At 69.7% G+C, this 25621-nt stretch carries 10 protein-coding genes; all 10 read right to left on the bottom strand.

The window, feature by feature from the left end; all coding sequences use genetic code 11:
- Positions 1-236: 236 nt before the first annotated feature.
- From ABZ345_RS18480 to ABZ345_RS18435, 10 genes are read right to left on the bottom strand one after another with little or no spacing between them, the layout of a single operon-like run.
- The gene (locus ABZ345_RS18480) at positions 237-1607 is read right to left on the bottom strand and encodes an MFS transporter (protein ID WP_359849628.1); all 1371 of its coding nucleotides are present in this window, start codon (positions 1605-1607) and stop codon (positions 237-239) included.
- Positions 1608-1659: 52 nt separating this feature from the next.
- Positions 1660-2493 carry a 4'-phosphopantetheinyl transferase superfamily protein gene (locus ABZ345_RS18475; RefSeq protein WP_359849625.1) on the bottom strand — a complete coding sequence of 278 codons (834 nt, stop codon included), beginning with the start codon at positions 2491-2493 and terminating at the stop codon, positions 1660-1662.
- Positions 2471-3259, bottom strand: coding sequence for an alpha/beta fold hydrolase (locus ABZ345_RS18470; protein ID WP_359849622.1), 789 nt, complete (start codon positions 3257-3259; stop codon positions 2471-2473). The genes ABZ345_RS18475 and ABZ345_RS18470 overlap by 23 nt, the downstream gene beginning before the upstream one ends.
- On the bottom strand, positions 3256-4107 hold the full coding sequence (gene fabD / locus ABZ345_RS18465) for an ACP S-malonyltransferase (RefSeq protein WP_359849620.1): 852 nt from the start codon (positions 4105-4107) through the stop codon (positions 3256-3258). Before fabD ends, ABZ345_RS18470 begins: the two co-directional genes overlap by 4 nt.
- Positions 4104-10694, bottom strand: a complete 6591-nt coding sequence (locus tag ABZ345_RS18460) for an amino acid adenylation domain-containing protein (RefSeq protein WP_359849618.1) — start codon at positions 10692-10694, stop codon at positions 4104-4106. The genes fabD and ABZ345_RS18460 overlap by 4 nt, the downstream gene beginning before the upstream one ends.
- Positions 10691-17716: an amino acid adenylation domain-containing protein gene (locus ABZ345_RS18455; RefSeq protein WP_359849615.1), complete on the bottom strand. Its 7026-nt coding sequence runs from the start codon at positions 17714-17716 to the stop codon at positions 10691-10693. The genes ABZ345_RS18460 and ABZ345_RS18455 overlap by 4 nt, the downstream gene beginning before the upstream one ends.
- Before the next feature lie 5 nt (positions 17717-17721).
- Positions 17722-22899 carry an SDR family NAD(P)-dependent oxidoreductase gene (locus ABZ345_RS18450; RefSeq protein ID WP_359849612.1) on the bottom strand — a complete coding sequence of 1726 codons (5178 nt, stop codon included), beginning with the start codon at positions 22897-22899 and terminating at the stop codon, positions 17722-17724.
- A complete protein-coding gene (locus tag ABZ345_RS18445) occupies positions 22896-23642 on the bottom strand; it encodes a polyketide synthase (protein ID WP_359849609.1) in 747 nt (248 codons plus the stop codon). Before ABZ345_RS18445 ends, ABZ345_RS18450 begins: the two co-directional genes overlap by 4 nt.
- Positions 23639-24373, bottom strand: coding sequence for an enoyl-CoA hydratase-related protein (locus ABZ345_RS18440; protein WP_359849607.1), 735 nt, complete (start codon positions 24371-24373; stop codon positions 23639-23641). Before ABZ345_RS18440 ends, ABZ345_RS18445 begins: the two co-directional genes overlap by 4 nt.
- Positions 24370-25617, bottom strand: coding sequence for a hydroxymethylglutaryl-CoA synthase (locus ABZ345_RS18435; RefSeq protein ID WP_359849604.1), 1248 nt, complete (start codon positions 25615-25617; stop codon positions 24370-24372). The genes ABZ345_RS18440 and ABZ345_RS18435 overlap by 4 nt, the downstream gene beginning before the upstream one ends.
- Between the last annotated feature and the right edge of the window lie 4 nt (positions 25618-25621).

Genomic DNA, 25621 nt, shown 5'->3' with positions numbered 1-25621 from the left:
GCCGAACGCAACAGGCGTGCCATCAACCCGCAAGCGGCGCTGGCTGGTCTTTGATCAGATTGGCGGGGTCCGGGGCGGAGCCCCGCGCCCTAAACAGAACACGCCCAAAGCAAGGCGACCACCCGCAAACTCGCGTACGGAACGTGACTCGCCCAGAGCAAGGCGACCACCCGCCCGGTCGCGTCACGCAAGCAACGCGACACGCCCAACGCAAGCCGACCCACCCACAGCCCGCGTCACCCACCCAACGCCGACTCCCCACGAGCCCGCAACGAAACCCCAGCACCAACAACCGCCAAAACAACCGCCCCAACCAAAGCCGCAGAATGCCGCTCCCCACCACCCCCAAGCAACACCCCAGCAACCGCCAACCCAACCGCCCCACCAAGCTGCTGAGCACTGGTGACAAGCCCCCCAGCAACCCCAGCATCCCCAGCACCCACCCCAGCCACAGCAAGCTGAGCCGTAACAGGCAAAACCGAACTAATCCCAAACCCAAACACAACCAGCCCAGGCACCAAAGCCAGGTAACTCCCAACCACAACCCCCCAAACAAGCAGCAGCCCACCAACAGCCACCACCACCAACCCAAGCAACAGCAACCGCTGAGGCAAAACCCGAGCCCCCAACGCCGCCCCAACCTTGATGCTCACAAACGACCCAACCGCAAACGGCATATAAGCAAGCCCAGCCAACACCGGCCCAAACCCAAGCGACCGCTGCAACTGCAACGTCAACGTGAAGAACGTCCCGAACAACGCCCCAGTAGCAAGCACCCCAGCAACCAACGCGGCCACCCGAGCCCCAGAGCCCAACAGCCCAGCCGGCACCAACGGCACACTCCCCCGCTTCTCAGAAACGAAGAACCCAACGAACAACACCGCGGCAAGCCCCAAGAACCCAACGGACCGCCCCACCGCCCCGTCAGCAAACCCCAGCAACCCATACACAGTCGCCGCCACCGCCCCGGTCAACAACACAGGCCCGACAAGCCCGATCCGAACAGATCGCCGCCCAGCAGCAACCCCACGAGCCAGCACCGGCAACAACACCAACGCAACCCCAGCAACCGGCAAGTTGATGAAGAACACCCACCGCCACTCCAACAGCCCAGTGATCAGCCCCCCGAGCACAACCCCGGAAAGCCCACCGGTAACCGCCACACCACCCCAGATCCCGAACGCCCGCCCCCGCTCACCAGGATCCCGGAACACCACAGTGATCAGCCCGAGCACAGTGGGCGACACAAGCGCGGACCCGATCCCTTGCACGAACCGAGCCGCCACCAGCTGCCAGGGCTCCTGAGCCACACCACAAACCAGCGAAGCCAGAGCGAACACAGCGGTACCGGCGACAAAGGTGCGAACCAGCCCGACCCGGTCCCCCACCCGCCCCGCGGCGACCAACAGCCCACCAAAAGCCAAGATGTAGGCGTTGACCACCCACGGCAGCGAGGCCGGCGCAAACCCGAGATCGCTCTGAATGCTGGGCAACGCCACGTTGACCACGGTGTCGTCCACCATGAGCATGAACTGCACCAGGCAGACCACACCAAGAATCTTCCAGCGATGCGCCAGCACCGCCGACGTGGTCGCAGCCTCAGTCATGACACAAACCTTCCGCAGATCCTCATTTGAGCCCTATCAGTTAACCGCCCCACTACCGCACTCCCCTCGAGTACGACTCGAGGTCCGCTCGAACGGGCATGTCCAGCACCAGCGGAGCCCCAGCCGACCAGGGGAAACCGGTCCGCAGATGGACTTCGGGAATGTCGGGCCCCACCACCTCGACGGCCGCCGCCAGCAACGTCGAAGCCATGGGCTCGAGCTCCACGAACTGCCACCGCCCACCCAGGTCGTCCCGAGGCGGCCGGAACGACCGGAGTCGTTCCCCGTCGAGCGCGAACGCGAACGAGTCGAAGGGCAGCGCCAGCCCCAAACCGCGGGCCTTCGCGTACGCCTCCTTCAACGTCCACAACCGCAGCACCCCACGCCGCCGAGCACCCTCGGGCAGCCCGGCGAGCCATTGCTGCTCCTCCGGTGAGAACGCCTCGGACACCGCGTCGATCGTCATGACGTCCTCGCGGTCGAGGCGCTCGACGTCGACTCCGACACGACGATGGCTCGTCACGCCGATGACGTTCACCCCGCGCGTGTGCGACAGGTTGAAGTCGATCCCCTCGTCCTCGAACGGCCAGCCTCCGACGGGCGGTTCGAGGAACGGCCGGCCGCGGTGACTGCGCCAGAACCCGAGCTGGTTCTCCGCGACTCCGGTGTGCAGCGCCAAGACCCTGCGCACCAAGGCGTGCGCGACGAGGTACTGACCGCGGTCGTGGTCGAACACGAAACGCCGCGCGGTCGCCCGTTCCCGCTCGTCGAGCCATCGGCGTTCGAGATCGACGGCCTCCGTGCCGGACAGGTCCTCGTTGCGGCACATCCACAGCTGCACGGAGTCGCCGACGCTCAGCCGTTCAGCCGCTGTGGTGGGGACCATCGCCGACCGCCTTCCGCACATCCGAGACGATCCGGTCGACGAACTCCTTGACGTACGACCGGAAGTAGAAGTGGTCGCCCGGATAGAGGTGCAACCCCAGGTACCGGGTGGTGTGCTCGCTCCAGTCGGCCAGTCGCTGCGGCCGGACCACGACGTCGCGGTCGCCACCGAACGCGGACACCGGCACGGGCAGCACCGGCGCGCCGTCCGCCGGGCGCCACGTCTCGACGAGCCGGAGGTCGCTGCGCAGCATGGGCTCCAGGAACTCCCACCAGTCCGGATCTTCCAGGACCTCGCGCGGCGTCCCGCCCATGTCGGCCAGCGACCGGCGCAGCTCCGCGGGCGGCATCAGGTGCCGGGTGCGCAGGTCCAGTCCGCCGTCGGGACGGGGTGCCGCCCGCGCCGAGAGCCCCAGCCAGTCCGGCTTGCGCAGCCCGGCAGCCACGATCTGTTGCGTCAGCTCGTATCCGGCCAATGCACCCATGCTGTGTCCGAAGAGGACGTACGGCCGGTCCAGCAGCGGGATCATGTCCTCCAGGAAGAACGACACGAGCTCCGCGTTCGAGCCGATCAGCGGCAGGTCCGACAGCCGGCCACGCCCCGGCGCCTCCAGCAGGCACACCTCCCAGTCTGCGGGGAAGTGCCGGACCCAGTCGCGGAACAGCAGGTGCGAGCCACCTGCGTGGTGTAACAGGAACACCCGCCGGCTCGCGTCCGGCACTGGCTGCGGGCGCAGCACCGAACGCGTGGTGTGCGTGCCGATCATGCCGCCACCTTCACCTTCCTGATCTGGCGCACCATGCTGGTGAGCGTCGTGCCACCGATCTCGACGAACTCGGAGTCGTCGCCGATCAGCGGCTGCAGGGACTCCGCCCAGCGCACCGGGTGGTCGATCTGCCTGATGAGAAGCTCCGCGATCCCGTTCTGGTGATGAGGTTCCGCGGTGTGGTTGGAGATCACGGGGAAACGCAGTCGCCCGAACGCCGTGGCGCGCAGCAATGGCGCTACCTCCTGGGCCGCGGGTGTCATGTAGCGCGAGTGGAACGGACCGCTGACGGCGAGCTTCTTCGCCATGCGCGCGCCCGCGTCCTCCAGGATCGTGCCGAACTCGGCGAGGTCGTCGAGCGGCCCGGCGAGCACGGTCTGCTGCGGCGTGTTGAGGTTCGCCAGGTCGATCGTGTCGAAACCCGCGCGCAGCAACAGGAACCGGATCAGCGTCTCCTCCATGCCGACCACCGCGGACATGCCGCCTCCGGTGATCCGGGCCATCGCGGCGGCACGGGCGGCGACGAGCTTCAGGCCGTCGCCGAAGCTGAACGCACCGGCGGCTTCCAGCGCGTTGTACTCGCCGAGGCTGTGGCCCAGAGCCAGGTCCGGCGGCGCCGACTCCTCGAGCTTCGCCCGGTACGCCAACGCGTTCACGACGTACATCGCGGGCTGGGTGTACCGGGTGTTGCCGAGCTGGCCGTCCGGGTCCTCCAGGCAGAGCGTCCGCACCGAGTAGCCGAGCAGATCGCTCGCCTCGCGTTCGAGCTCCGGATACCTCTCGAACTCAGCGCGTCCCATGCCGACCCGCTGGGCACCCTGGCCGGCGAACAGGAAGATCCTGGTCATCGCTTGTTCCCTTCCCTGTGTCGGCGCACGGCCGCCGCGACCGCCTTGGCGAGCTGGTGCGCGTTGTCCCCGGTCAGCAGCGACACGTGGTTGCCGGGGGTGACGTGCACGGCCAGCTCGGGGCAGAGGTCCTCCCAGCCGAGACCGGGCCTGCGGTAGTACTCGGCGGCGGCCGCGAAGTCCGCGTCCTCGCCGAACGTCGTGTCAGCGGCCCGGAACAGCGCGACCGGACCGGTGTACGGCTGCGGCTCGTGCCGTTCGATCGCGGCGAGCGTGGTGGCGAGCAGCGCGTACGGATCCGCCTGTCCGGTCCCGGTCATCCAGTCCGCCACCGCGGCCAGCTCGTCGAGGTACGCGGCGCCCGACTCCTGCTTGCCGCCCGTGGGCCGTTCCCGGTCGTGGGCGCGGACCTGGTGCAGGAAGCTGTTGTCCGCCTCGGTGTCGGTGACCTCGCCGGTCGGTGCGGCGGCGTCGATCAGCAGCACCAGCGGGGTGCGGCCGGTCGCGTCCTGCACCAGCCGGGCCAGTTCCTGGGCCAGCACGCCACCGCCGGAGAACCCGCCGAGCACGATCGGCGCGTCGGTGAGCCGGGGCAGCAGCAGCCGCAGGTAGTCCTCGGCCAACTCCCGAACCGAACGCGGGTCCGGCTCACCCGGCACGTCGATGCGCGGATCCCTGATGCCGAACACGGCCTCGGGCCCGTCGTAGCGGCGGGCGAGCTCGGCGTAGCACGCGACCTGGCCGCCCGGCGGGTGGATCAGGTACAGCACGGGTTCCAGGCCGGGGCACAACGGCACGAGCGGCGTGCGCGACGTCTTGGTGTGCCCGCCCAGTGCCGCGGCGAACGCCGCAGCCGTCGGGTGGGCCAGCAGGTCGTCGAGCCTTGCTGTGGTGCCGCAGCGCTCGCCGATCTCCCGCAGGAACCGGCCGGCCAGCAGGGAATGCCCTCCGCACTCGAAGAAGTGGTCGGCCGGGTCGACGCCCGGCACGCCGAGCACCTGGCTCCACACCTGTTTCACGACCTCGGTGAGCGGGTTCTCCGGCCACTCGGTGATGGCGGGCGTGCTGCTCAGGAACGGCAGACGTCGTGCCACGACAGGAAGCTCGTCCAGACCCTCGACGAGCTCGGCCACGGTGAGCGTGTCGAGCCGTTCCAACCGGCCCAGAACCTCCAGCCACAGCCCAGCAAGGCGTTGCGCCGAGTCCGTGCCGATGACGCTGCGGTCGTGAATGACGGTCAGTACAACGTCCTTGTCGTCGTGGTGCAGCAGCAACGTGCACGGGTACGCCGTCTCGGCCCCGGTCACGGTCGGCTGCTCGACCGCGATGCCCGCCTCCGCCAGCAACCTGCCGACCTCGCCGAGCGAACTGGGGTAGTTCTCCACCACCAGCAGGCTTTCGAACAACGGGACGCTGCCGGGCCTGCCGCTCCAGTCGTGCACCTGGCCCGTCGACACCCACTCGAACGTCGCGGTGTCGAGCGCGGCCTCGCGCACCCGTCCGACCAGGTCGAGCACCTGCTCGTCCGGCCGCACCTCGACGGTGAGGGGCAGCGTCGTCATCAACAGCCCCGGAATCCGTTCCACGCCGGGCAGATCGACTCCCCGGCCGGACAGCGTGACGCCGAACCCGACCGTGCCACCGGCGTTCGTGCGAGCGAACCGCCACAGCAACGCGGCCCAGACCGTCTGCAGCACCGTGTTCTCGGTGGCTGCTCGCGACGACACGATCGTGCGCAGCTTCGCCAGTTTCTCGCCGGGGAACCGCACCTCGACGCGGCCGATGCCTTCGCCAGGTTCGGGTGTGCCGCTGACTCCGGGCGTGGTCATCGCGTCCAGGCCGCACAGCCGCGACGACCAGAACGCCTCCGCGTCGGTCGTGTCCTGCGCCGCGAGCCACCTGGCGTGGGTGCGCGCGTCGGGTTCGGCCGGGTCGATCGGCCGCGGATGGCCGAGGTAGTGCAGGTAGAAGTCCTCCAGCACCAGCGCGGTGCTCCACCCGTCGAGCAACGCGTGGTGGAAGCTGAACAGGATCCGGTGCGCCTGACCGTCTTCCAGGAGGGCCAGCCGCAGCAGGGCCGGCTCGCCGAGGTCGAACCCGCGAGCCCGGTCGGCCGCCAGCAGGTCGTTCCACGAGATGTCCTGGTGGACACGGACTTCCGGCTCGACCTCCGGATGCACCAGCAGACACGGCGTGCCGTCCCAGTTGAACGACGCGCGCAGTGCCGCGTGCCTCCTCGCGGTGTGCCTCCAGGCGTTGGCGAACCGCTCGACGTCCAGCGGGCCGTGCCACACCCAGCTCATCTGCTCGACGTACCGTCCCGTGCCGCGACGGGCGAGCGAGTCGACGAGAACGCCGTACTGCTGCGGGTTCAGCGGCACCGGCTCGGGCTCGCGGTGGGCGGTGAGCTCGGTGATCACCTTCCTCAGCTGCTCCAGCAACGCTGCCACGCCGTGCTCGTCCACGCCGTCGTGTTCGGACGGTGCCCACGTGGCACCCAGCCTCATCCGACCGTCGCGGACGATCCCGTACAGCTCAACGGTGTGCGTACGCTCGGCACGCGCGGACCGTTCGCCCGGCACCGCGCCGTCGACGACCGTGAACCGCTCCCCCGCCGCCGTCGAGTCGATCTGCCCGAGATAGTTGAAGCACACCAACGCTTTCGGCAGTTCCGCGTCGCGCGGAAAACCGACACCTCCGTGCGGCACCGCTGCCAGTTCCTCGCGCACCGCGCTGAGGTGAGTGATGGGATGATCGGCACGATTTACTTCGAGCACCACCGGGTACAGCGCGGTGAACCAGCCGACCGTGCGCGAGACGTCCCCGGTCGCGGTCTGCCTGCCGTGCGTCTCCACGTCGAACGTGACGGTGCCGCAACCCCTCCACCGAGCGAGCGCGAGCGCCACGAGCCCGGTCAGCACGTCGTGCACCGGCATCTCCGTGGTGAGCAACCGCGCGGTGACGTTCTCGTCGAGCACGGTCTCGGTGCGCCGGGTCTCGCCTTCGGTCGCGGTGGACGTGCTGGTCAGGCCGTCGACCGCCTGGCGCCGACGGGCCACCGACCGCCAGTGGGCGAGGGTGGCCTCGTCGGCCGCCGGCCCGGCGAGCCAGCTCCGGTAGGACTGGCCCTCCTCGGGCAACCGCGGCAGCTCACCCTGTTCGAGCGAGGCCACAGCGAGATCGAGGTCCTCCAGCAGGATGCGCCAGGAGACCCCGTCCACCGCGAGGTGGTGGATCACGACGAGCAGCAGGTCCGTGCCGCCGGCCGTGTCGTGCAGAAGGCGAGCGCGGATGAGTTCGCCCTGCTCGGGGTCGAGTGAGCGCTGCACCTCGAGGATCGCGCTGTCGCGTTCCTGCTCGCTGACGGTGACCTCGTCGAACACGCGCTTCGGGTCGCCGAGCTCCGGGTGGACCAGCGTCAGCGACTGCACCGCGAGGCTGAGCACCAGCCGGTCGATCGGGCGGGTCAGCTCCAGCAGCACCGACTGGTTCCAGTGGTGGTGATCGGTTTTGACGGTGTCGAAGAACCACTCCTGGATCGGCGACCACTTCGGCGCGTTCGCCGGTTCGGGCTCGACGGTGAGGTCGGGGCTCATCGTGGCGGCCAGGTCGGCGAGGACCGGGCTGCGGTGGAGTTCGCGGACGTCGAGCTTGAGTCCCTTGCGGCGCAACGCGGACACCAGCCGCATGCCGAGGATGGAGTCGCCGCCGGCGGTGAAGAAGTGTTCCTGGTCCGACGAAGGGGCGCGGCCGAGGACGTCGGTCCAGGCGGCGCGGACGAGTTCGAGGGCCGCGGTACCGGCACGAGGACGCTGGACCGGAGCGGAGACCTGTATCGGCGCCGCCAAAGGTGCGGGCAGGTGCTTGCGGTCCGTCTTGCCGCTCGGCAGTCGCGGGAACTCCCCCAGCGCCACCAGGTGCGTCGGCACCATGTACGGCGGCAACCGGTCCGCGATCACCGTACGGACCGTCTCGGTGTCCACATCGGACGGCGTGACGTACCCGACCAGCTGAGCGTGCCCGTTGTCGTGCTTGCGCACCACCGCGACCGCGTCCCGCACACCGGGCGCGGCCAGCATCGCGGCCTCCACCTCGCCCAGCTCCACCCGGAAGCCGTTGAGCTTCACCTGGTGGTCGAGCCGGCCGAGGTACGACAACCCGCCCGACGGCAGCTCGCGCACCAGGTCACCGGTGCGGTAGATCCGCTCGGTCACCCCGTCCAGTTCGACGACCCGGAACTGCTCCGCGGTGCGTTCGGGGTCGTCGTGGTAGCCGTCCGCGAGCGCGTCCCCGGCCAGGCACAACTCGCCGGGAGCACCGGCCGGAACAGGCCGCAACCGCTCGTCCAGCACGAAGCAGCGGATGTTGTCGAGCGGATCGCCGATCGGCACGTCCGCCTGACCGGTCCACCGCCCCGAGGCCGTGCTCGCGTCGAACACCGTGGCGTAGACCGTGGCTTCGGTGGGGCCATAAGCGTTGTACAGCTTGGCTTGCGACACCTCCTGGCACGCGCGGCGCAGGTGGTTGGTCAGCGCCTCGCCCGCGCTCACGACCGCGCGCAGTGCGTGGTGGCGGCCGAACGCCGGGCTGTCGACGAGCAACCGCAGCAACGCGGGCACGACGTGCAGCAACGTGACGTTGTTGCGCCGCAGGGTCTCGGCCATCACGTCGGGGTCGCGCTGCTCGCCATCGGGGACGACGACGAGCAGCGCCCCGCACACCAGCGGTACGAACAGCTGGTGAAGCGTCACGTCGAAGCTGAGCGTGCCGGAGAACGCCATGACGTCGTCCGGGGTCATGCCGAAGTAGCGGCGGCTCCAGGCCAGGTGGTTGACGAACGCCCGGTGCCCGACCACGACACCCTTCGGAACACCGGTGGAGCCGGACGTGAACAGCACGTAGGCGGGTTCGCCCACCCGTGACACCACCTCCACCGAGGTTCCGGTCAGGTCGGCGAGCTCGACCCCGGTCACGCCGCCAGGGGTGGCTCGGCCGGACTTCTCCCTGATCACCAGTGTCAACCGGGCCCTGCGAGCGATGTCGTCCAACCGGTGATCCGGGTGCGCGGGGTCGAGCGGCACGAACACCGCGCCGGCCCGCAACACCGCCAGCACACCCAGCACCTGGTCCGCGCTGCGCGGCAACCACAGCCCGACCGTGTCACCCGGCTGGACCCCACGTGCACGCAGTCCGGCCGCGAGCGTTACGACGTGTTCGTCAAGTTCGCGATAGGTCCACGAGCGGTCGCCCTCGCGCAAAGCGACACGATCCGCGAACTCCTCGGCGGCAGCGCGAAGAAGCTGGTCGACGTCAACGTCGCCGAACTCACGCGCGGTGTCGTCCCGGCGCACAGCCACGTCAGCCAGTTCGCTGACCGGCACGTCCGCGACCACCATCGCGTCCACAGTGGACACCAGTTGCGCCGCGAACGCTTCGACCGTCTCGGGGGCCAGGCGGTCCGTGGCGTACCGGAGCCGTCCCCGCAACCGCGACCCGTCCGCGAACATCTCCAGCGTCAGGTCACCGACCACCGGCTGGTGGATCTCCTCCAGCAACCGGATCCGCAGGCCCGGCACACGATCACCGAACGCGTCACGGTCGTACCAGCTCTGATACGTGAACACGCAGTTGAAGACCTCGCCGGAGCCCGCCAGCTCGGCGATGCGCGGAAACGGCAGCGCGGCGTGGTCGATCGCCCGCGCCAGCTCGGCCTGCGACGCACGCACGTAGTCCGCAGGCAGCACATCGGCGCTCGAAGGCGACCGCACTGGCACGGTGTTGACGAAGCACCCGACAACGCCGTCCAGCCGGGGGTCGCGCCGGGTGCTGACCGGTACCGCGACCGCGACCCGTTCCTGCCGGGCATACCGCGCCAGAGTCCGCTGGTAGGCGGCGAGCAGCACCGCGAACACCCCGACGCGGTTGCGCCGCGCGAACGCGTTGACCGGTCCCGCGTCGATCTCCAGCGAGACGTCCGCGGTTCCCGCCGGCCGCTCCCCGTCGTGGGGCAGCTCGACCAGGCAGCCACCCTCGACGACCTCACGCCAGTAGTCGCGCAAGGGTTCGGGGTCGGCAGCGGGAACGACGTAGACCTCAGGCGACACCGCCGGCTCGTCCAGCGCCGTGCCGGAGCGTTCGGCCGAGTAGTGCCGCCACAGGTCCGCGACGAGCACCCCGGACGCCTCACCGTCGAGCACGACGTGGTGCACCACCAGCAGCAGGTAGTGCCGGTCCATCGCCGCGCTCACCAGCACCGCGCGCGACATGCCGTTCGAGTCGATCTCGAGCGGCACAACGGACTCCTCCCGCAACAGCTCCACGGCCCCGTCCGGCGAGAGCCCCGGAACTTCGCGCAACGACAACGGAATCGCGCGGGAAGGATCGACGGACATCGTGAGGTCGTCAGGAATCGCCGTCAGCACCGGGTGGCGCCGGGCGAGCGCGGCGAGCGTGCGTTCCAAAGCGGGCACGTCCAGCTCGCCGGTCAGCTCGAACGCGATCGGCACGTGGTAGCGGGCCGAGCCGGGCTCGGTCCGTTGCACGTACAGCAGTCCGAGCTGCTCCTCCGACAACGGCAGCGCGGTCACTGGTTCCCTCCAAAAGCGGCGACGGCCAGGTCGGCGATGTTGTCGGTCTCGAACAGCGTTTCCAGCGGCAGATGTCCACCACCGGCGGCGGTCACCCGAGCGGCGATCCGTTGCAGCTGCCTGCTCGTCACGCCCAGCGCGAGCAGGTCGGCGTCCGGCGGCAACGACGTCTCGGCGATGCCGGTCTCCGCGCGGACGATCTGCACCAGCCGGTCGAGCGCGACCGACACGTCCGGCTCAGCAGCGGCGACTGCCGTGCCGCGCAACCGCAACGGCGTCGGCGGCAACGACACCCGTCGAGCGCCAGCCTGGACCGGGAACTCGGCAGCGCCTTCCAGCCAGGCCCTCGCCTCCGGCGGAGCATCACCGATCACCCGGTCACCGTCGCGGATCGCCGCGGACAGCCACCGCAACCGCTCCACCGCGTTCGCCCGCGTGGCAACGACAACGGCCCGCTCCTCGCGCGAAACCCTGCCCTCGCGCAACGTCCGCACGACCGAGGCGAGCGGAAGCCCGTCGACGACCTCGGCGAGTGACTCGGCCAGTGCCGCGAGGTTCGCCGGGGTGTCGGCGGACAACGTGAGCACGTGCTCCTCGTCGTCCGTTGCCTCGACGAACGCAGGCGGCTCCTCGATCACGAGGCAGCCGTACGAACCGGTGCCCGCGAACCCGTTGATCACAGCGCGCTTCTTGAGCTCACCGGCGGCGTCCGGACGCGGCTTCCACTCCGAGGCCTCGCGAGCCAGCGAGACGGACGGCACGGTCAGGACGTTGGGGTTGGGCGCGGACGTGAGCCGCGTCGGGTGGATCCGGCCCGTGCGGAACTGGCAGATCACCTTGCCCAGTTGGGCGAACACCGACGACGCCTCGAGGTGTCCGACGGCAGGCTTCACCGACCCGACCACCACGGGATCGGTGAACACGTGACCGAGCCCGGCGACCTCCAGCGCATCCGCCAGCGCGGCACCACTGGCAGCGGCTTCGACGTACCCCACGGCATCGGGCGACACGCCGGCGTCGTCCAGCGCGGCCCGCACTGTCTCCTCCTGGCGCTTGCGGCTCGGCAGGCCGAACTGCCGCGTCGTGCCGGAGTGCCGCACCGCACCGCCGCGGATCACCGCGTGCACCGGGTCACCGTCGGCAAGCGCTTGCGACAACGGCTTGAGCAGCACCGCACCCACGCCCTCGCCGACGATCCAGCCGCTGGCGCGGTCGGTGAAGGCGCACGAGCCGGTCTCCTCGGCGACGAGTCCCAGCTCCGACAGCACGTCGAGGTGATCGGGGTGCAGCACCAGGTTGCTGGCGGCCGCGACGGCACTCGTGCACTGCCCGCCGCGGATCGCCTTCACAGCGGCGTCGATCGCGGCCAGACCCGAGACGCATCCGCTGTCCAGCACGACGCTCGGCCCGGTGAGGTCGAACGCGTGCGAGATACGGTGCGCCAAGCTGCCGCGGGTCGCGTGGGTGCCGGCCTCGCCCTCGGCCCGGCGTGTCACGCCGAACAGCGCGTGATCAGCCCACATCGCGCCGACGAAGACACCCACCGGCCCGCTCCCCGACAGCCGCGACTTCGTGACGCCCGCGTCCTCCAGGCACCACCGGGTCGTGGTCAGCAGCAGACGTTCCTGCGGGTCGATCGCGGACGCCTCGGCCTCGGTGATGCCGAACTCGTCACCCTCGTAGGAGGTGACGTCGTCCAGGTAGCCACCGACCTTGGCACCGGCCCGTTTCGCGTTGAGGCGCAACGGGTTCCAGCGCTGCTCCGGTACCGGGCCGATGGCGGTTCCGCCGTCGGCGAGCAACTCTTGGAGCTCCTCCAACGAGTCGGCGCCGGGCAGCTTGGCCGCGAACCCGATGACCGCGATCGGCTCGGTGTCGCTGACCGCCGCAGCGGGCTCGCCGGACGACAGCGCCTTGTGCCGCCGCGTGTCGTGGCTGCCGAGCGCGCCGCCCCACAACGAGACCAGCAGCTCCTGGTCGTCGTCGAGCTGGAAGTGCGCGCGGATGCCGTCGAAGTCCATCTCGCCGACCGGGCACATGCCGAGCCCGTGCGACGGTGCGGCGGTCATCAGCAGCTGCGAGATGTGCCCGGCCTCCAGCCCGCTGTACTTGACCGCGAGCCGTTCGCCGTACGCGGGCGCGATCGCTCCCGGCGTCGACACGAGGAAGATCCCGAACGCGGCCCCGCCGACCAGCGCGCGGTTGTGGTGCACCTGGGTCAGCTCGGTGACGTTGAGCTTCGGGTCCAGGCGCACCAACGCCTTTTCGCCTGGGTGAACGTAGTAGAGGCCACCCTCCAGCCCCTCGATCCGGTCCTGGCGCACGAACACGTAGACCTGCACGGGGTAGAAGCCGCCAGCGGACGGGTAGCTCCTCTTCGTTCGCCCGTCGAGTTCGCCCGACACCGTGACCGCCAGCAGTTCCAGCAACTCCTTGGCGGGCAACGGCTCGGTCTTGAAGTCCCGGAAGGCCGAAGCCTCGAACAGTTCCAAAGACGTCGGCTGAGCACCCAGCGGCAGCCGCAGAACGTCCTCGTCGATCTTCCGCTCGGAGATCTTGGCTTCCTTGAAGGCCTTCTTGGCCTCTGGGTCGAACGCGATGCGGATATCCGCCGCCTTGGGCTTGTCCTCCGGCTTCGCGCCGAGCCCCGCCGCGATGCCGCGCGCGGTCGGGCTGTCGATCAGCACGTCCACCGGCACCTCGACGCCGTGCCGTTCGCCGAGCGCCTGCGCCAGGCGGATCATCGTGAACGACGTGGCGCCCAGGTCGAACAGGTCGACGTCGAGCCCGATCTCCTCGATGCCGAGCAGCTCCGCCGCGACCTTCGCGATCACTCCGGCGTCGAACTTCGGTGTCTCGACAGACTTCTCGACGCCGCCGAGCACCGCGACGAGCCCTTGCACGGTCGGCGTGTCGATCAACGCGTCGACCGGCACCGCGACACCGGTGACCCGTTCGATCTCCTGCGCGATCCTGATCACCGTGAACGAGGTCGCGCCGAGGTCGAAGAGGTCCGCGTCCGGGTCGATCGCCTGCACGTTCAACGCACCCATGACGATGGACGTCACCGTGGCGAGCAGATCACCTTGCGGCGCACTGCGGAACAACGCGGTGGCAACCTTGCGGTCCAGTTTCCCGTTGGGCGTCAACGGCAGCGCGTCCACGAACCGGTAGAGGTTCGGCACCATGTAGGCGGGCAGCACGTCCTTGAGCGCCTGGCGGATCGCCGAGACCGACGGCACCGCGCCGGAAGCGACGCACACCGCAGCCAGGTTCGGCTCGTCGTCCTCGCCCGTCACCGGCAGCACCCGCGCGTCGGCCAGCCCGACGCGCGATACCAGCGCCGCCTCGATCTCCTCCGGTTCGATCCGCAGTCCGCGCAGCTTGAACTGGTTGTCGATGCGTCCGAGGTACCGGATCTCGCCGTCCTCGGCGACCACCCCGAGATCCCCGGTCCGGTACAGCTTCTTCGCGAACGAGGTCGACACGAACCGTTCCGCGGTCAGCTCCGGCCGGTTGTGGTATCCCAGCGCGACGCCGTACCCGCTGATGCAGATCTCACCCTGCGTGCCGGCGGCGACCTCGTTCAGCTCCGCGTCGACGACGTGGATGCCGATGTTGTCGATCGCGTGTCCAATGGGGACGGTCGGTTCGTCCCAGTCCTTGCGGCACGGCCAGTGCGTGACGTCGATGGCCGCCTCGGTCGGTCCGTAGAGGTTGTGCAGCTCGCTGCCGCCGAGCACGTCGAAGAACGACTTCATCGTGCCGACCGGCAACGCCTCGCCGCTCGCGAACACGTACCGCAGCGAGGTGCACCGGCTGACTGACGGCTCGCGCAGGAACATGCCGAGCACCGACGGCACGAAATGCGTCACCGTCACCGCTTCGGCCCTGATCAGCCCGGCGAGGTAGCTCGTGTCGACGTGCCCGCCCGGCCGTGCGACGACGGTCGAGGCGCCGGTGATGAGTGGCCAGAAGAACTCCCACGCCGACACGTCGAACCCGTACGGCGTCTTCTGCAGCACACGGTCTCGCGTGGTCAGCGGGAACGTCTCCTGCATCCACACCAACCGGTTCGTCACGCCGCGATGCGTGTTCGGGCACCCCTTCGGCAGCCCGGTCGAGCCGGACGTGTAGATCATGTAGATCGGGTCGTCCGCGGTCACGACGACTTCGGGTGCGGTGTCCGGTTCCTCGGCCAGCAGCGCCGCGTCCCGGTCGGGGCAGATCACGTGCGCTCCCGCCGCGACCCCTGCCCGCGCGCCGTCCGCGATCATCAACCGCGCGCCGGAGTCCTCGACCAGATACCGGACGCGGTCGGGCGGGTTCACCGGGTCGACCGGCACGTACACGCCACCCGCGCGCACCACGGCCACCAGCGCCACGACCAGGTCGGCGGACCGGTCCATGTGCACGGCAACGTGATCACCGACCTGGCAGCCGTGCCTGATCAGGTGCCGCGCCAGCCGCGCGCTGCGCCGGTCGAGCTCGCCGTAGCTGATCACCTCGCCGTCCCATCGGACCGCCGGCAGGTCGGCGTTGCGCTTGAGGCTCTCCTCCAGGTGCTCGACGATCGTCCACTTCGGAGCGTCGACGAGTGACCGCAGCCTGTTCTCGTAGGACGCGAAGAGCTCGTTCAGCCTGGTCGCGGGCAATGCGTCGCCCGCAGCATCCCACTGGCACACAACGGTGTCGCCGACCAGCAGCGGTACGTTGTCGAGCCCGACCTGCGCGGTCTGCGACTGGCTGACCCGCATCTCCACGGCGTCGCTGTGCAACTCGGCCGGCACGTCCGGTACCCGCGTGAACACCAGCGGCAACCGCAGCGCGCCCTTGGACCGGAACACCCGCTGCCGCAGCTGACCGAGCCCGGACCGCACGCACTCGAGGTCGGCCCGGACGCGCGTCCAGATCTCCCTGGCGCGGTCGTCGAAGTTCACCGGCAGCGTGTCGTCGACCACCAGCCAGGCCAGCCCGGTGAAGTCGCCGATGATCTCCTTCGTGCCCTCCGGCCGGTCCCACGACACGACAACGGTCGTGAACGGCTCCTTGAACTCCTCGCGCAACGCGTCGGTGTAGGCGGTGAGCATCAGCATGTCCGCGGGCACGCCAACGGTTTCCGCACGCTTCTGCAGGGCCGTCCAGTCCATGTCGAACCGGCGGTGCGTGCGCTCGCCGCTGTCGGCGATCGGCGGCCCCGACGGCAGGTCGGCGAACTTCTCGCTCCACCTGGCTGAAGCCGCCTCGCCCTCGGGGCTGCTCGCCCGTTGCGCGACACCGCGCAGGTGCTCGGCCAGTCCGCCGGCCTTGGTGCCGAGCAGGTCGCGCCCCTCGGACAACGCGAACAGCTGCCCGAACAGCAACGCGAAGCTCTGCGCGTCGGCCAGCAACGCGTCCAGCGCGGCGTGCAGCACGATGTCGCCGCCGGGCAGCAGGCTCGCCTCCAGCGCGTACATCGGGAAACCACCCAGCCCGAACGGCTTGTCCCGCATGCGTTGCGCGACTTCCGCGAGCCTGCGATCGGTCTCGCCGACGCCGCATCCGGTCAGGTCGTGCCGCGCGATCTCGTAGTTCGGCACCCGGCCGCGGATCGTCAGCGTCCCGTCCGGCAGCACCGTACCGCGCAACGCCGGGTGGTGGTCCGTGAGCTTTCGCCACGCCTGCTCGAGCCTGTCGACGTCGTGTCCGCGAAGCCGGAACTCCTGGTACACCCTGGTTTCCGCGGTTCCGGCCAGCCCGCCCGCGCGTCCGGCGACGTAAGCGGACTGCACCTCGGTGAGCGGCAGCCCAGTGATGTCCTCGTCCCCGCGCGCGATCTTCCGCAGCTCGTCGACCAACTGGCCGAACGCCCTCTCGGTCGCCGCCTCGTCCACCACTCCGGTCGCGATGTCCCACGACAGCACCAGTCCGCCGTCCTTGCCGGGCTGGACGCACTGTTCGATGTGGACTCCGGGCGTGTGCGTGATGGTCGAGCTGTCGTCGACCTTCGCCGCCCATCCGTCCTGCTGGGTCAGGCTGCCGAGCAGGCTGGTGAACACCACCGGCACCGCGCGCCCGGCGCGACCGCAGTCCTGCCGCAACCATTCGCGCTGTGCCCGTACTCCGCTGACCGCGGAATTCTCCAGGTCGCTCCACAGCTGGCGCTGCACGGCCTGAACGCGCTCGCGCAGCGTCCCGCCTTCCTCAGGTGCGAGGAAGATCGCCGTGGAGATGAACGGCCCGACCAGCCGCGCCACGTCGGGGTGTACCGGCGTGCGGTTGTAGGTGGTGAGGACAACGGGCCTCGGGCCACCCAACGCGGCCGTGTAGAGCGCGAGCAGCAACGCCGACGGAGTCGCCTTGGCCTCCCTCGCGACCTGCTGAACGGCCTTCCACTCGCTCTCGTCGAGCGTGGCCGAAAGCCTCCTGCGCGCCCGGTCGTCACCGTCCGGGTTGCGGGTGAACGGCGCGGGCAGGTCGAGCTGCACGTGAGACAGCTTGTCCCGCCAGTACTGCAACGCCTTCGCCAGCCGTTCCTGCGGCACCGCCGTCGCCTTGACGTAGTCCTGGAACGTGATGCCGGGCGGCGTCGACGTCTCCCCGGTGTAGATCGCGTGCCACTGCTTGAGCAGCAACGACACGCTCGGCCCGTCCGCGATCAGCTCGTCCACGGCGAAGAACACCCGCGCACGCCCATCGCCGAGCAGCGCGACCCTGATCGCGAACAACGGCCAGGTGCTCGGGTCGAACCCGGCTCCGGACGTCTCGTGGCGGAGCTTCTCCAGCTCCTCGCCCGAGGCCTCGGTGACCTCGATCCGGTACTCCGGCACCTGCGCGGCAACGGTTTGCCGCGCGTCCTGGGTCACGGTGACCCGCAGCATCTCCGTGTCGCGCACCACCTGGTTCCACGCGTCCTGCAGCCGAGCCACGTCCAGGTCCTCGACCTCGAACTCCAGCTGTACCTGCGTCCCGACGCCGGTGCCGAGCCGGCGTCCCACGTAGAACGCCTCCTGGATCTCCGTAAGCGGAAACTCGTGTGTCATCGCCACTACCCCCGGTGCGCCGTGATGCGGTCAGCGAGCTCCACGAGGGACCGCTCAGCCAGTTCCGCCAACGGAATCGACATCCCGAACTGCTCCTCGATCTCGAAGCGCAGGTTCATCAAGTTGATCGAGTCAACGCCCAGCTCGGGCAACGCGCGTTCGCGGTCGAACACCCCGCCGCCGACGGCCTTGGGCTCGGCCAGTGCCACGAGCCGTTCCAGCACGGAGTTCTCGACCCGTTGCACCACAACGGGAACGACCTCCGGCACGACCTCTTCGCGGCCCGTGAACCACAACGGCCTGCTCAGCAACGCGGACGGCGGCACCGGCACGACCCGTTGCGCGCGCTCCCACTCGATCGCCAGGCCGTCCAGCCACAACCGTCCGAGCTGGTCGAGCCTCCCGTTGTGCCACAGGCGTTCCAGGAACTCGCGCGTCTCCGGCGTGCCGGCCAGCGCGTGGTCGCCCCGGACCTCGCTGACCTCGGCGGCGCCCAGTCGCTCGGCGAGCTCCTCGCCGGTGCTCGCCACGACCGCGATCCGGAAGGGCAACGCCGCCCGGCCGGTCCGCAGCGTCGCCGCGACCGCAGCCAGGTCGACCTCTTCGTTGTAGCGCACCCACTCGGCGAGCCGGCGTGCGGTCGCCCGTGCGTGCTCGAGCGTAGGACCGGACAGCACGAACAGCTGCCGTGACTGCGCCGCCACGACCTCGGGCCGCACGAATTCCTCGACGATGACGTGAGCGTTGACCCCACCCGCGCCGAACGAGCTGATGCCCGCCCTTCGCGGTGCCCCGTCGGACTTCCACGGCTCGGCCAGGTGCTGGAGCGCGAAGCGGGTCGCCGCTAGGTCGAGGTTCGGGTTGACCGGCTCCGCGTGCAGGGTCGGCGCCAGCGTGCGATGCCGCAGCTCCAGCAGCACCTTGGTCAGCGCCGCGATACCCGCGGCCGACTCGCCGTGACCGATCGCCGACTTCACCGAACCGAGCGAGCACTGCGGCCCGCTGCCGTAGGTCTGCGTCAGACCGGCCAGCTCCACCGGGTCGCCCAGCTCGGTGCCCGTGCCGTGGGCTTCCAGCACGGTGATCGTGGCCGGGTCGATGTCCGCGTTGGTCAGCGCCTGCCTCAACACCCGAGCCTGAGCAGCCGGAGACGGTGCCGTGTAACCGTTTGTGCGGCCACCGTGCGCAACCGCGCTGCCCAGCACCACGCCGTGGATGACGTCGCCGGCCGCGATGGCGTCGGCCAGCGGCTTCACCAGCACCGCGCCCGCGCCCTCACCGGGCCCGAACCCGGCACCGCCCGCACCGAAGCTGCGGCACCGGCCGTCCTCCGCGAGAAACCCGGACTGCCGCAACATCCGGAACCGCGACGGGTGCAGGTACAGGTTCACGCCACCGACCAGCGCCGCCGTGCACTCACCGCGCCGGATGCTCTCGCACGCCTGATGCAGAGCCACGAGCGACGACGAACAGGCGGTGTCGACCGGCTGCGACGGTCCCTGCAGGTCGAACAGGTACGACACCCGGTTCGCGAGACTCCAGTAGTGCCCCGTCGGCATCGTGCGCCCGCCGCGCGCCCACTCCTCGGCGCCCAGCATCTGGTAGTCGCTGGACGTGACGCCGACGAACACCCCGACACTCCGGTCGGTCAACCGGTCGCCCGCGTACCCCGCGTCCTCCAGCGCCTCCCAGGCCACCTCCAGGAACAACCGTTCCTGCGGGTCGATCAGCGCGGCGTCGTGGGCCGACAGCCCGAAGAACTCCGGGTCGAACCGGTCGACGCCGCTGAGGAAGTGCCCCCGCGCGTCGGACGTGCTGAACCGGTCAGACGGCAGGTCGCTGACGGTGTCGACGCCGCTGACGAGGTTGCGCCAGAACGTGTCGAGATCGGGCGCGCCGGGATAGCGGCCCGCCAGTCCGACTATCGCGAACCCGTCCCGATCTTCCCTCGGACGAGCCACCGCGTCCGCCCGTGGCTGGTGCGGTGCCGACAGGTGATCGACCAGTTCACCGAGGTCGCGGACCCCGTAGATCACCTCGGGGCCGAGCGGTGCCACGTCCCGGCTGAGCTGCGCCACCAGCGTGCGGATCATCAGCGAGTCCAGGCCGAGCGACTCGATGGTGGTGCTGAGCGCGAACTCGGTCACCGGCTTGCCGAGCGCGGCAGCGAAAGCCCCGAGCACCCGCGACGCGACCTCGGGAGCACGTGAGGTGACCTCGGGAGCACGTGAGGCGACCTCAGAAGCACGTGTGGCGACCTCGGGAGCACGTGCCACCGCAGGCTCGACCGCGGCCGGGCGTTCCCCGATCAGGCCGTGTTCCTTCAGATGCGCACGCCACTTGGCCTTGTCGCCGTGGAACACCGACACGACCGGCCCGGTCTCGGACTCCGGCGCGGCCAGCAACCGCTCCAGCACGTCCAGCCCGAGCGACACCGGCAGCGGCACCATCCCGACCTGCTGCTCGACGACCACCCGGACCGGCTCCGGCACGGACATCCCGCCGCCGTCCCACAACGGCCACTCCACCGACAGAGTCCGGCCCGAGCGCCCACTCGCCGAGCGCTCAATGGCGAACCCGTCCATGAACCCGTTGCCGAACGCGTAGTCGGTCTGCCCGAGGTTGCCGGTCAAGGCCGCAACCGAGGAGAACAGCACGAACAAGTCCAACGGCAGCTCAGCGGTGGCAGCGTCCAGCGCCAGCACCCCGTCGACCTTCGGTGCCAGCACGGCGGCCAGGTCCTTCGGCTGCTTGCGGTTCAGGAACGCGTCCCGCACCACCCCCGCGGCGTGCAGCACGCCGTGCAGCGCGCCTTCCGTCTCCAAGATCCCGCGCACCAACGTGTCCACCGCGTCACGCGAGGACACATCGATTTGCACATAACGGATTCCGGCACCCGGCGACTCGTGCGAAGAACGTCCGCACAGCACGACCTCGGCGTCATACCGCTCCACCAGCCGCTGGGCGAGCGCGAGTCCGATGCCGCCCATGCCCCCGGTGATCAGGTAGACGCCACCGCGCCGGAACGCCGATCCGTCCGCCGACAACGCCAGCGGCGCAGCGGTGGTGACACCGGAAGTCAAGATCGAGGCGCGCGGATTCTCCTGACGCACCGACCGCACGAACGACTCCACGGCAGCGGCGAGCGCCGGATCTCCGGCCTCCACCACCACAGCGGAACCGGCGGCCAACGCGGACCGCACCTCCAGAAAGCCCTCAGCGATCGCGGAGTACGACCGCGAGTCGAACCGCACCACAACCCCGCCACCATCAACGGCAACGCTGGAACGCACCGGCCGCCACAGGTCCACGGAATCGAGTCCGGCAACCTCAGGCACAACCGGTTCCACCACGTCGTAGCGGTCCTTCGCGAACGGATACCCGGGCAACGCCAGCCGCCGGAACGACCCAGCCGGATAAACCTCGGCCCAGTCCAGGTCTTCGCCACGCAGATAGGCCTCGGCCAGCGCCACCACCATCGGCGGCCCCGACAGCACAGGCTCCCCGGCCAGCGCCACCAGCAACGCGGCCCGATCCCGAACCACGAACGCCTCACGACAAGCATGATGAGTCCGAGCCACCGCAAGCGTGTGCGCGATGTCCCCCACCGAAGCCGTGGCTCCAGGCCCAACGAGCCATCGTCGCAACGCCCGACGACCTGCGACGAGCCCCTCGGGACGCTGAGCCGACAACGTGATCACCACAGGTCCGTCCACAGCAGAGGGAGCCTGAACGGGAGCCTGCTCGACCACGACGTGCGCATTCGTCCCGCTGAACCCGAAAGCACTCACCGCAGCACGACGAGGCCGCGAAACCGGCGCCAGAGCGACCCGCCGCGACGTCACCGTGAACGGCCCCTCGGCAAGCGGCACCGCGGGGTTGGGCGAGGACTGGTGCAGCGTCGGCGGCACCTCCCCGGTGTTCACCACCCCGATCGCCTTGACCAGTCCGGCCAGCCCCGCGGCGGCCGACGTGTGGCCGACGTTGGTCTTCACCGACCCGATCGGCACACTCCCGGCGGGCAGCCCGGCCGGTCCGAACACCTCGTTCAACGCCCCGACCTCGATGGGGTCGCCGAGCGGCGTCCCGGTGCCGTGGCACTCCACGTAGTCGATCCCGTCGGGAGAAACCCCGAACCGCTGGTAGGTGTCCCGGAGCAACGCGGCCTGCGAACGTCCGCTGGGCGCAGTGATCCCGTTGGTGCGCCCGTCGGAGTTGATGCCCGAGGCACGGATCACCGCATGCACGGGATCTCCGTCGGCCAGAGCACGCGACAACGGCTTCAGCACAACAACAGCACAGCCCTCGCCAGGCACAATGCCGTCAGCGCCAGAGTCGAAGGCCCGTTCACGACCGGTGGACGACAGCATCCCCGCACCGCTCATGAACACGTACGGCAGCTCGGTCAGGTAGAGGGTGACGCCGCCCGCGATCATCAGGTCGGCCTCGCCCAGCCACAGCGACTGGCAGGCCAGGTGCAGCGCGACCAGCGACGAGGAGCAGGCGGTGTCCAGGGTCGCGGTCGGCCCGCGCAGGTCGAGCTCGTAGGCCAGCCGCGCGGCGAGCATCGAGTTCGAGTTGCCCTGCATCACCTGCGGCAGCCGGGAGTGCGGGCTCGAGCGCTCGATCCGGTTCAGGTAGTCGTTGAGCATCACGCCCGCGTACACACCGCACCGCGCGCCGGCCAGCGACGACGGCAGCAGCCCCGCGTTCTCCAACGCGCGCCACGACTCCTGCAGGAACAGGCGGGCCTGCGGGTCGGTCAGCTCGGCCTCGCGGGGCGTCATGCGGAAGAAGTCGGCGTCGAAGGCGGTCGCGTCCGAGATGAACGCGCCCCACTTCGAGACCGAGGATCCCACCGCGGCGGGATCGGCGTCGTAGAAACCGCTCCACCGATCCGCGGGCACCTCGGTGACCAGATCGGTGCCGTCCAGCAACAGGTTCCAGAACTCGTCGGCGTTCTCCGCGCCCGGAAAACGCGCCGACAGACCGATCACCGCGATCGGCTCGCGCCCAGCAGGTTCAGGCACAGCAGGTTCGGGCGCAGCAGCCGGTTCGGGTTCGGGCACAGCGGCAGGTTCGGGTTCGAGCTCCCGCAACTGTGCCGACGCCGCCGCCAGGTCGAGCTCGCCGGAGCCGACCCTCGTCAAGATCTCTCGTGCGTCCATGTTCCCTCGCGTCATCGGGCACCCCCGTAGGCAGCGGTGATCCGCTCGGTGACCTCGGGCAGGTGGAACGAGACGCGGTGCATCTCGACCTCACTGGCGATCACCGGATCCGTGCGCTCGATCAGCGGCGCGGCCAGTTCCTTCTTCAGCAGCTCCAGCGATGCCCGCGGCGCCTGCGCCACTGCCGCGGCAAGCTCATGTGCCACGGCAGGAACGTCGGTGTGCTTCACGACCCGTGCGGGCACACCGCGGTCACGCAGCTCGGCGCCGCGGTAGTTCCGGCCGCTGTACAGCATTTCGGTGCCGAGAACGGCCCCGAACTTCGCCGGCAGCAGATGCGTCGCGCCCATGCCGGGCGTGAAGCCGTAGCGCATGAAGTTCGCCGCGTAGACCGACCGCTCCGACAGCACCAGCATGTCCGCGTACAGCGCGAGCACCAGCCCGCCGCCGATCGCGTGCCCCTGCACCGCCGCCACCACCGGCAACGGGCACCGCGCGAACACCCGGAAGAAGTCGTCGGTGTCGAAGGTTCCCCTGCCCCGCGCGAAGTTCAGCAACTCGTTCTGCGACCCGCCCGCGCAGAACAGCGACGGCATCCCCTCCACGAGCAGCACACGAGTGCTCGGGTCGGCCACCGCCTGATCCACTGTGGACACGAGACCCTCGGAGAGCTCCGGGCCGAACGTGTTGCGGCGATCCTCGTCCGCCATCGTGACGACGGCGACCGGCCCTTCCCACCGAAGCGACACGACGCTCATGACGCCACCAGCGCGTTCTTGAGCCCCGACATCCGCTCGCGAACCCCGGGAGCCGCCAGCCGCGAGAGGAACGCTCCCGCCGCCACCGCACCGAGATCCTCTGGCAAGCCGAAAACAGCCCCGCGATACGACTTCAGAGCCTGAACCGTGCCCCGATCGACCCGTCGCAGGCTCACCAGCAACGGCCGCAGCAACTGCTCGGCACTGTCCGCGGCCCGGTCGGCGAGGCCGGCCCGGACCGCCTCCGCGGCGTCGAGCTCGGTCGCCAGCAACGTCGAGGTGAACGCGTGCTGCTCCCCCGTCCGCCGAGCCACGAACGGCAGCGCCATCGCCGGAACCAGCCCGAACAACGCCTCGGTCAACCGGAACGTCGCCCGTTCCCCGGCCAGCACGACATCACAGGCCGCGGCGAGCCCGACACCGCCGGCGGTGGCCGCACCGTCCACAAGGGACACCGTCACCAGCTCGGACGTGGCCAGCCTCCGCAACAAGGTCCAGTACGGCAGCTCACCGGACCCGGCGTAGTCCTCATGCGAAGCCGATAGGTCCATGCCCGCGCAGAAGTCCTCACCCAGCGCGGAAATCACGAACACCCGGCAGTCAGGAGATGCTTCCGCGGCCGTCAGCGCGTCGGACAAATCCGAAAGCAGAGCGTCGTCGATGGTGTTGCGGCGAACGGGCCGGTCCAGGATCACCCGGACGTGCCCCGCGCCGCGCTGCACGATCGTCATCGCGACTCACCACCCAGCCACACGTACTCGCGGTGGTGGCCGCTGACCTCGGACAGCACCAGCCGCGACCGGTTCGCCAGCTGCGCCTTGACGATCTGCGGGAGCCGGTCGAGGTCGAACGCGAAGTCGGGCGTGCCGAACTTCAGCTCTGCGGTGGCGACGAGCAGCTCGTCGTACTCCTCCATCGCCAGCTGGTAGCGGTCGGCCAGCGCGCCGCCGATGTCCATGGCCCGCACGGCCTGCTGCGACCGAGGCGACACGACCACGCTGTAGAACTCAGACGCCGCACCGGAACCGTACGAGAACACACCAACGCGCAGCTCGTGGTCGATCCGGGCGTTGGCGATGGTGCTGGCCAGCGCGAGGAACACCGTGCCCGCGTAGATGTTGCCGACCTCGCGCGGGAACATGATCGCCGCTCCGAGCCGGCGGTCGAAGTCGGCTTCCAGGTCCGCAGGCGACATCTTCTTCAACCGGCGCAGCACAGTGCGGTGCGCGCCCTTCACCATGCCCGGGAACGGGGTGTGCATCGCCAGCAGGTCGAACGAGTCGACGATGTCCGCGCCCTCGACCTTGCTCGCGTAGTCGGTGAACGAGCCGCGCAGGCAGTCGATGTAGGTCAGCAGGGACAGGTCGACGTCACCGGCCTCGGCCTCGGGCGTCGGACGGCAGGTGTCCATCACCTCGTAGCTGTGGAACCCGTTGGCACCCCAGTCGAACTCGGCCACGACGGGCTTGTCGCTGATCAGCATCGCCATCGCGCCGGCGCCCTGGCTCGGTTCGACGTACGTGTGCGGCACCGGGCGTGCCACGTCGCTGGAGATCACCAGCGCCTTGGTTCCCTCGCGCGGGCTCGCCGCCACGACCGAGGCCGCCATCTGCATCGCCGCCGTGCCGCTGTAGCAGGCCTGCTTGGTCTCGAAGAGCCGGCAGGCGCGGCTCAACCCGAGGTGGTCGTGCACGTAGGTGGCGAGTGACTTGCCGAAGTCCACACCGGACTCGGTGCCGACGATCAGCAGCTCGATCGAGTCGCGTTCCTCGTCGGTCAGCGCGTCCACGATGGGTTTGGCCGCGTTGACCGCGAACGAGACCGCGTCTTCGCAGTGCAGCGCCACGCTCTTGCGGTTCATCATCAGGTTGTCGAGGCGGCTGGCGTCCAGGCCCCGCGCGTGGAACAGCGTGGGGACGTCGACGAACGTCTCGCCGCAGTAGGCGTTGATGGCCTCGATGCCGACCTGCTTCATGGTG

Origin of the sequence: Lentzea sp. NPDC005914 (assembly GCF_040629405.1) — a bacterium.
Classification (GTDB): domain Bacteria; phylum Actinomycetota; class Actinomycetes; order Mycobacteriales; family Pseudonocardiaceae; genus Lentzea.
Note: the sequence above shows the minus strand (reverse complement) of the source record. Positions and strands in the feature narration are given on the sequence as shown.

What these genes read in the sequence shown, in the direction of transcription:
- ABZ345_RS18480 (WP_359849628.1), bottom strand. Translation starts at nt 1,607, where the DNA reads ATGACTGAGGCTGCGACCACGTCGGCGGTGCTGGCGCATCGCTGGAAG.
- ABZ345_RS18475 (WP_359849625.1), bottom strand. Translation starts at nt 2,493, where the DNA reads ATGGTCCCCACCACAGCGGCTGAACGGCTGAGCGTCGGCGACTCCGTG.
- ABZ345_RS18470 (WP_359849622.1), bottom strand. Translation starts at nt 3,259, where the DNA reads ATGATCGGCACGCACACCACGCGTTCGGTGCTGCGCCCGCAGCCAGTG.
- fabD (WP_359849620.1), bottom strand. Translation starts at nt 4,107, where the DNA reads ATGACCAGGATCTTCCTGTTCGCCGGCCAGGGTGCCCAGCGGGTCGGC.
- ABZ345_RS18455 (WP_359849615.1), bottom strand. Translation starts at nt 17,716, where the DNA reads ATGACACACGAGTTTCCGCTTACGGAGATCCAGGAGGCGTTCTACGTG.
- ABZ345_RS18450 (WP_359849612.1), bottom strand. Translation starts at nt 22,899, where the DNA reads ATGACGCGAGGGAACATGGACGCACGAGAGATCTTGACGAGGGTCGGC.
- ABZ345_RS18445 (WP_359849609.1), bottom strand. Translation starts at nt 23,642, where the DNA reads ATGAGCGTCGTGTCGCTTCGGTGGGAAGGGCCGGTCGCCGTCGTCACG.
- ABZ345_RS18440 (WP_359849607.1), bottom strand. Translation starts at nt 24,373, where the DNA reads ATGACGATCGTGCAGCGCGGCGCGGGGCACGTCCGGGTGATCCTGGAC.
- ABZ345_RS18435 (WP_359849604.1), bottom strand. Translation starts at nt 25,617, where the DNA reads ATGAAGCAGGTCGGCATCGAGGCCATCAACGCCTACTGCGGCGAGACG.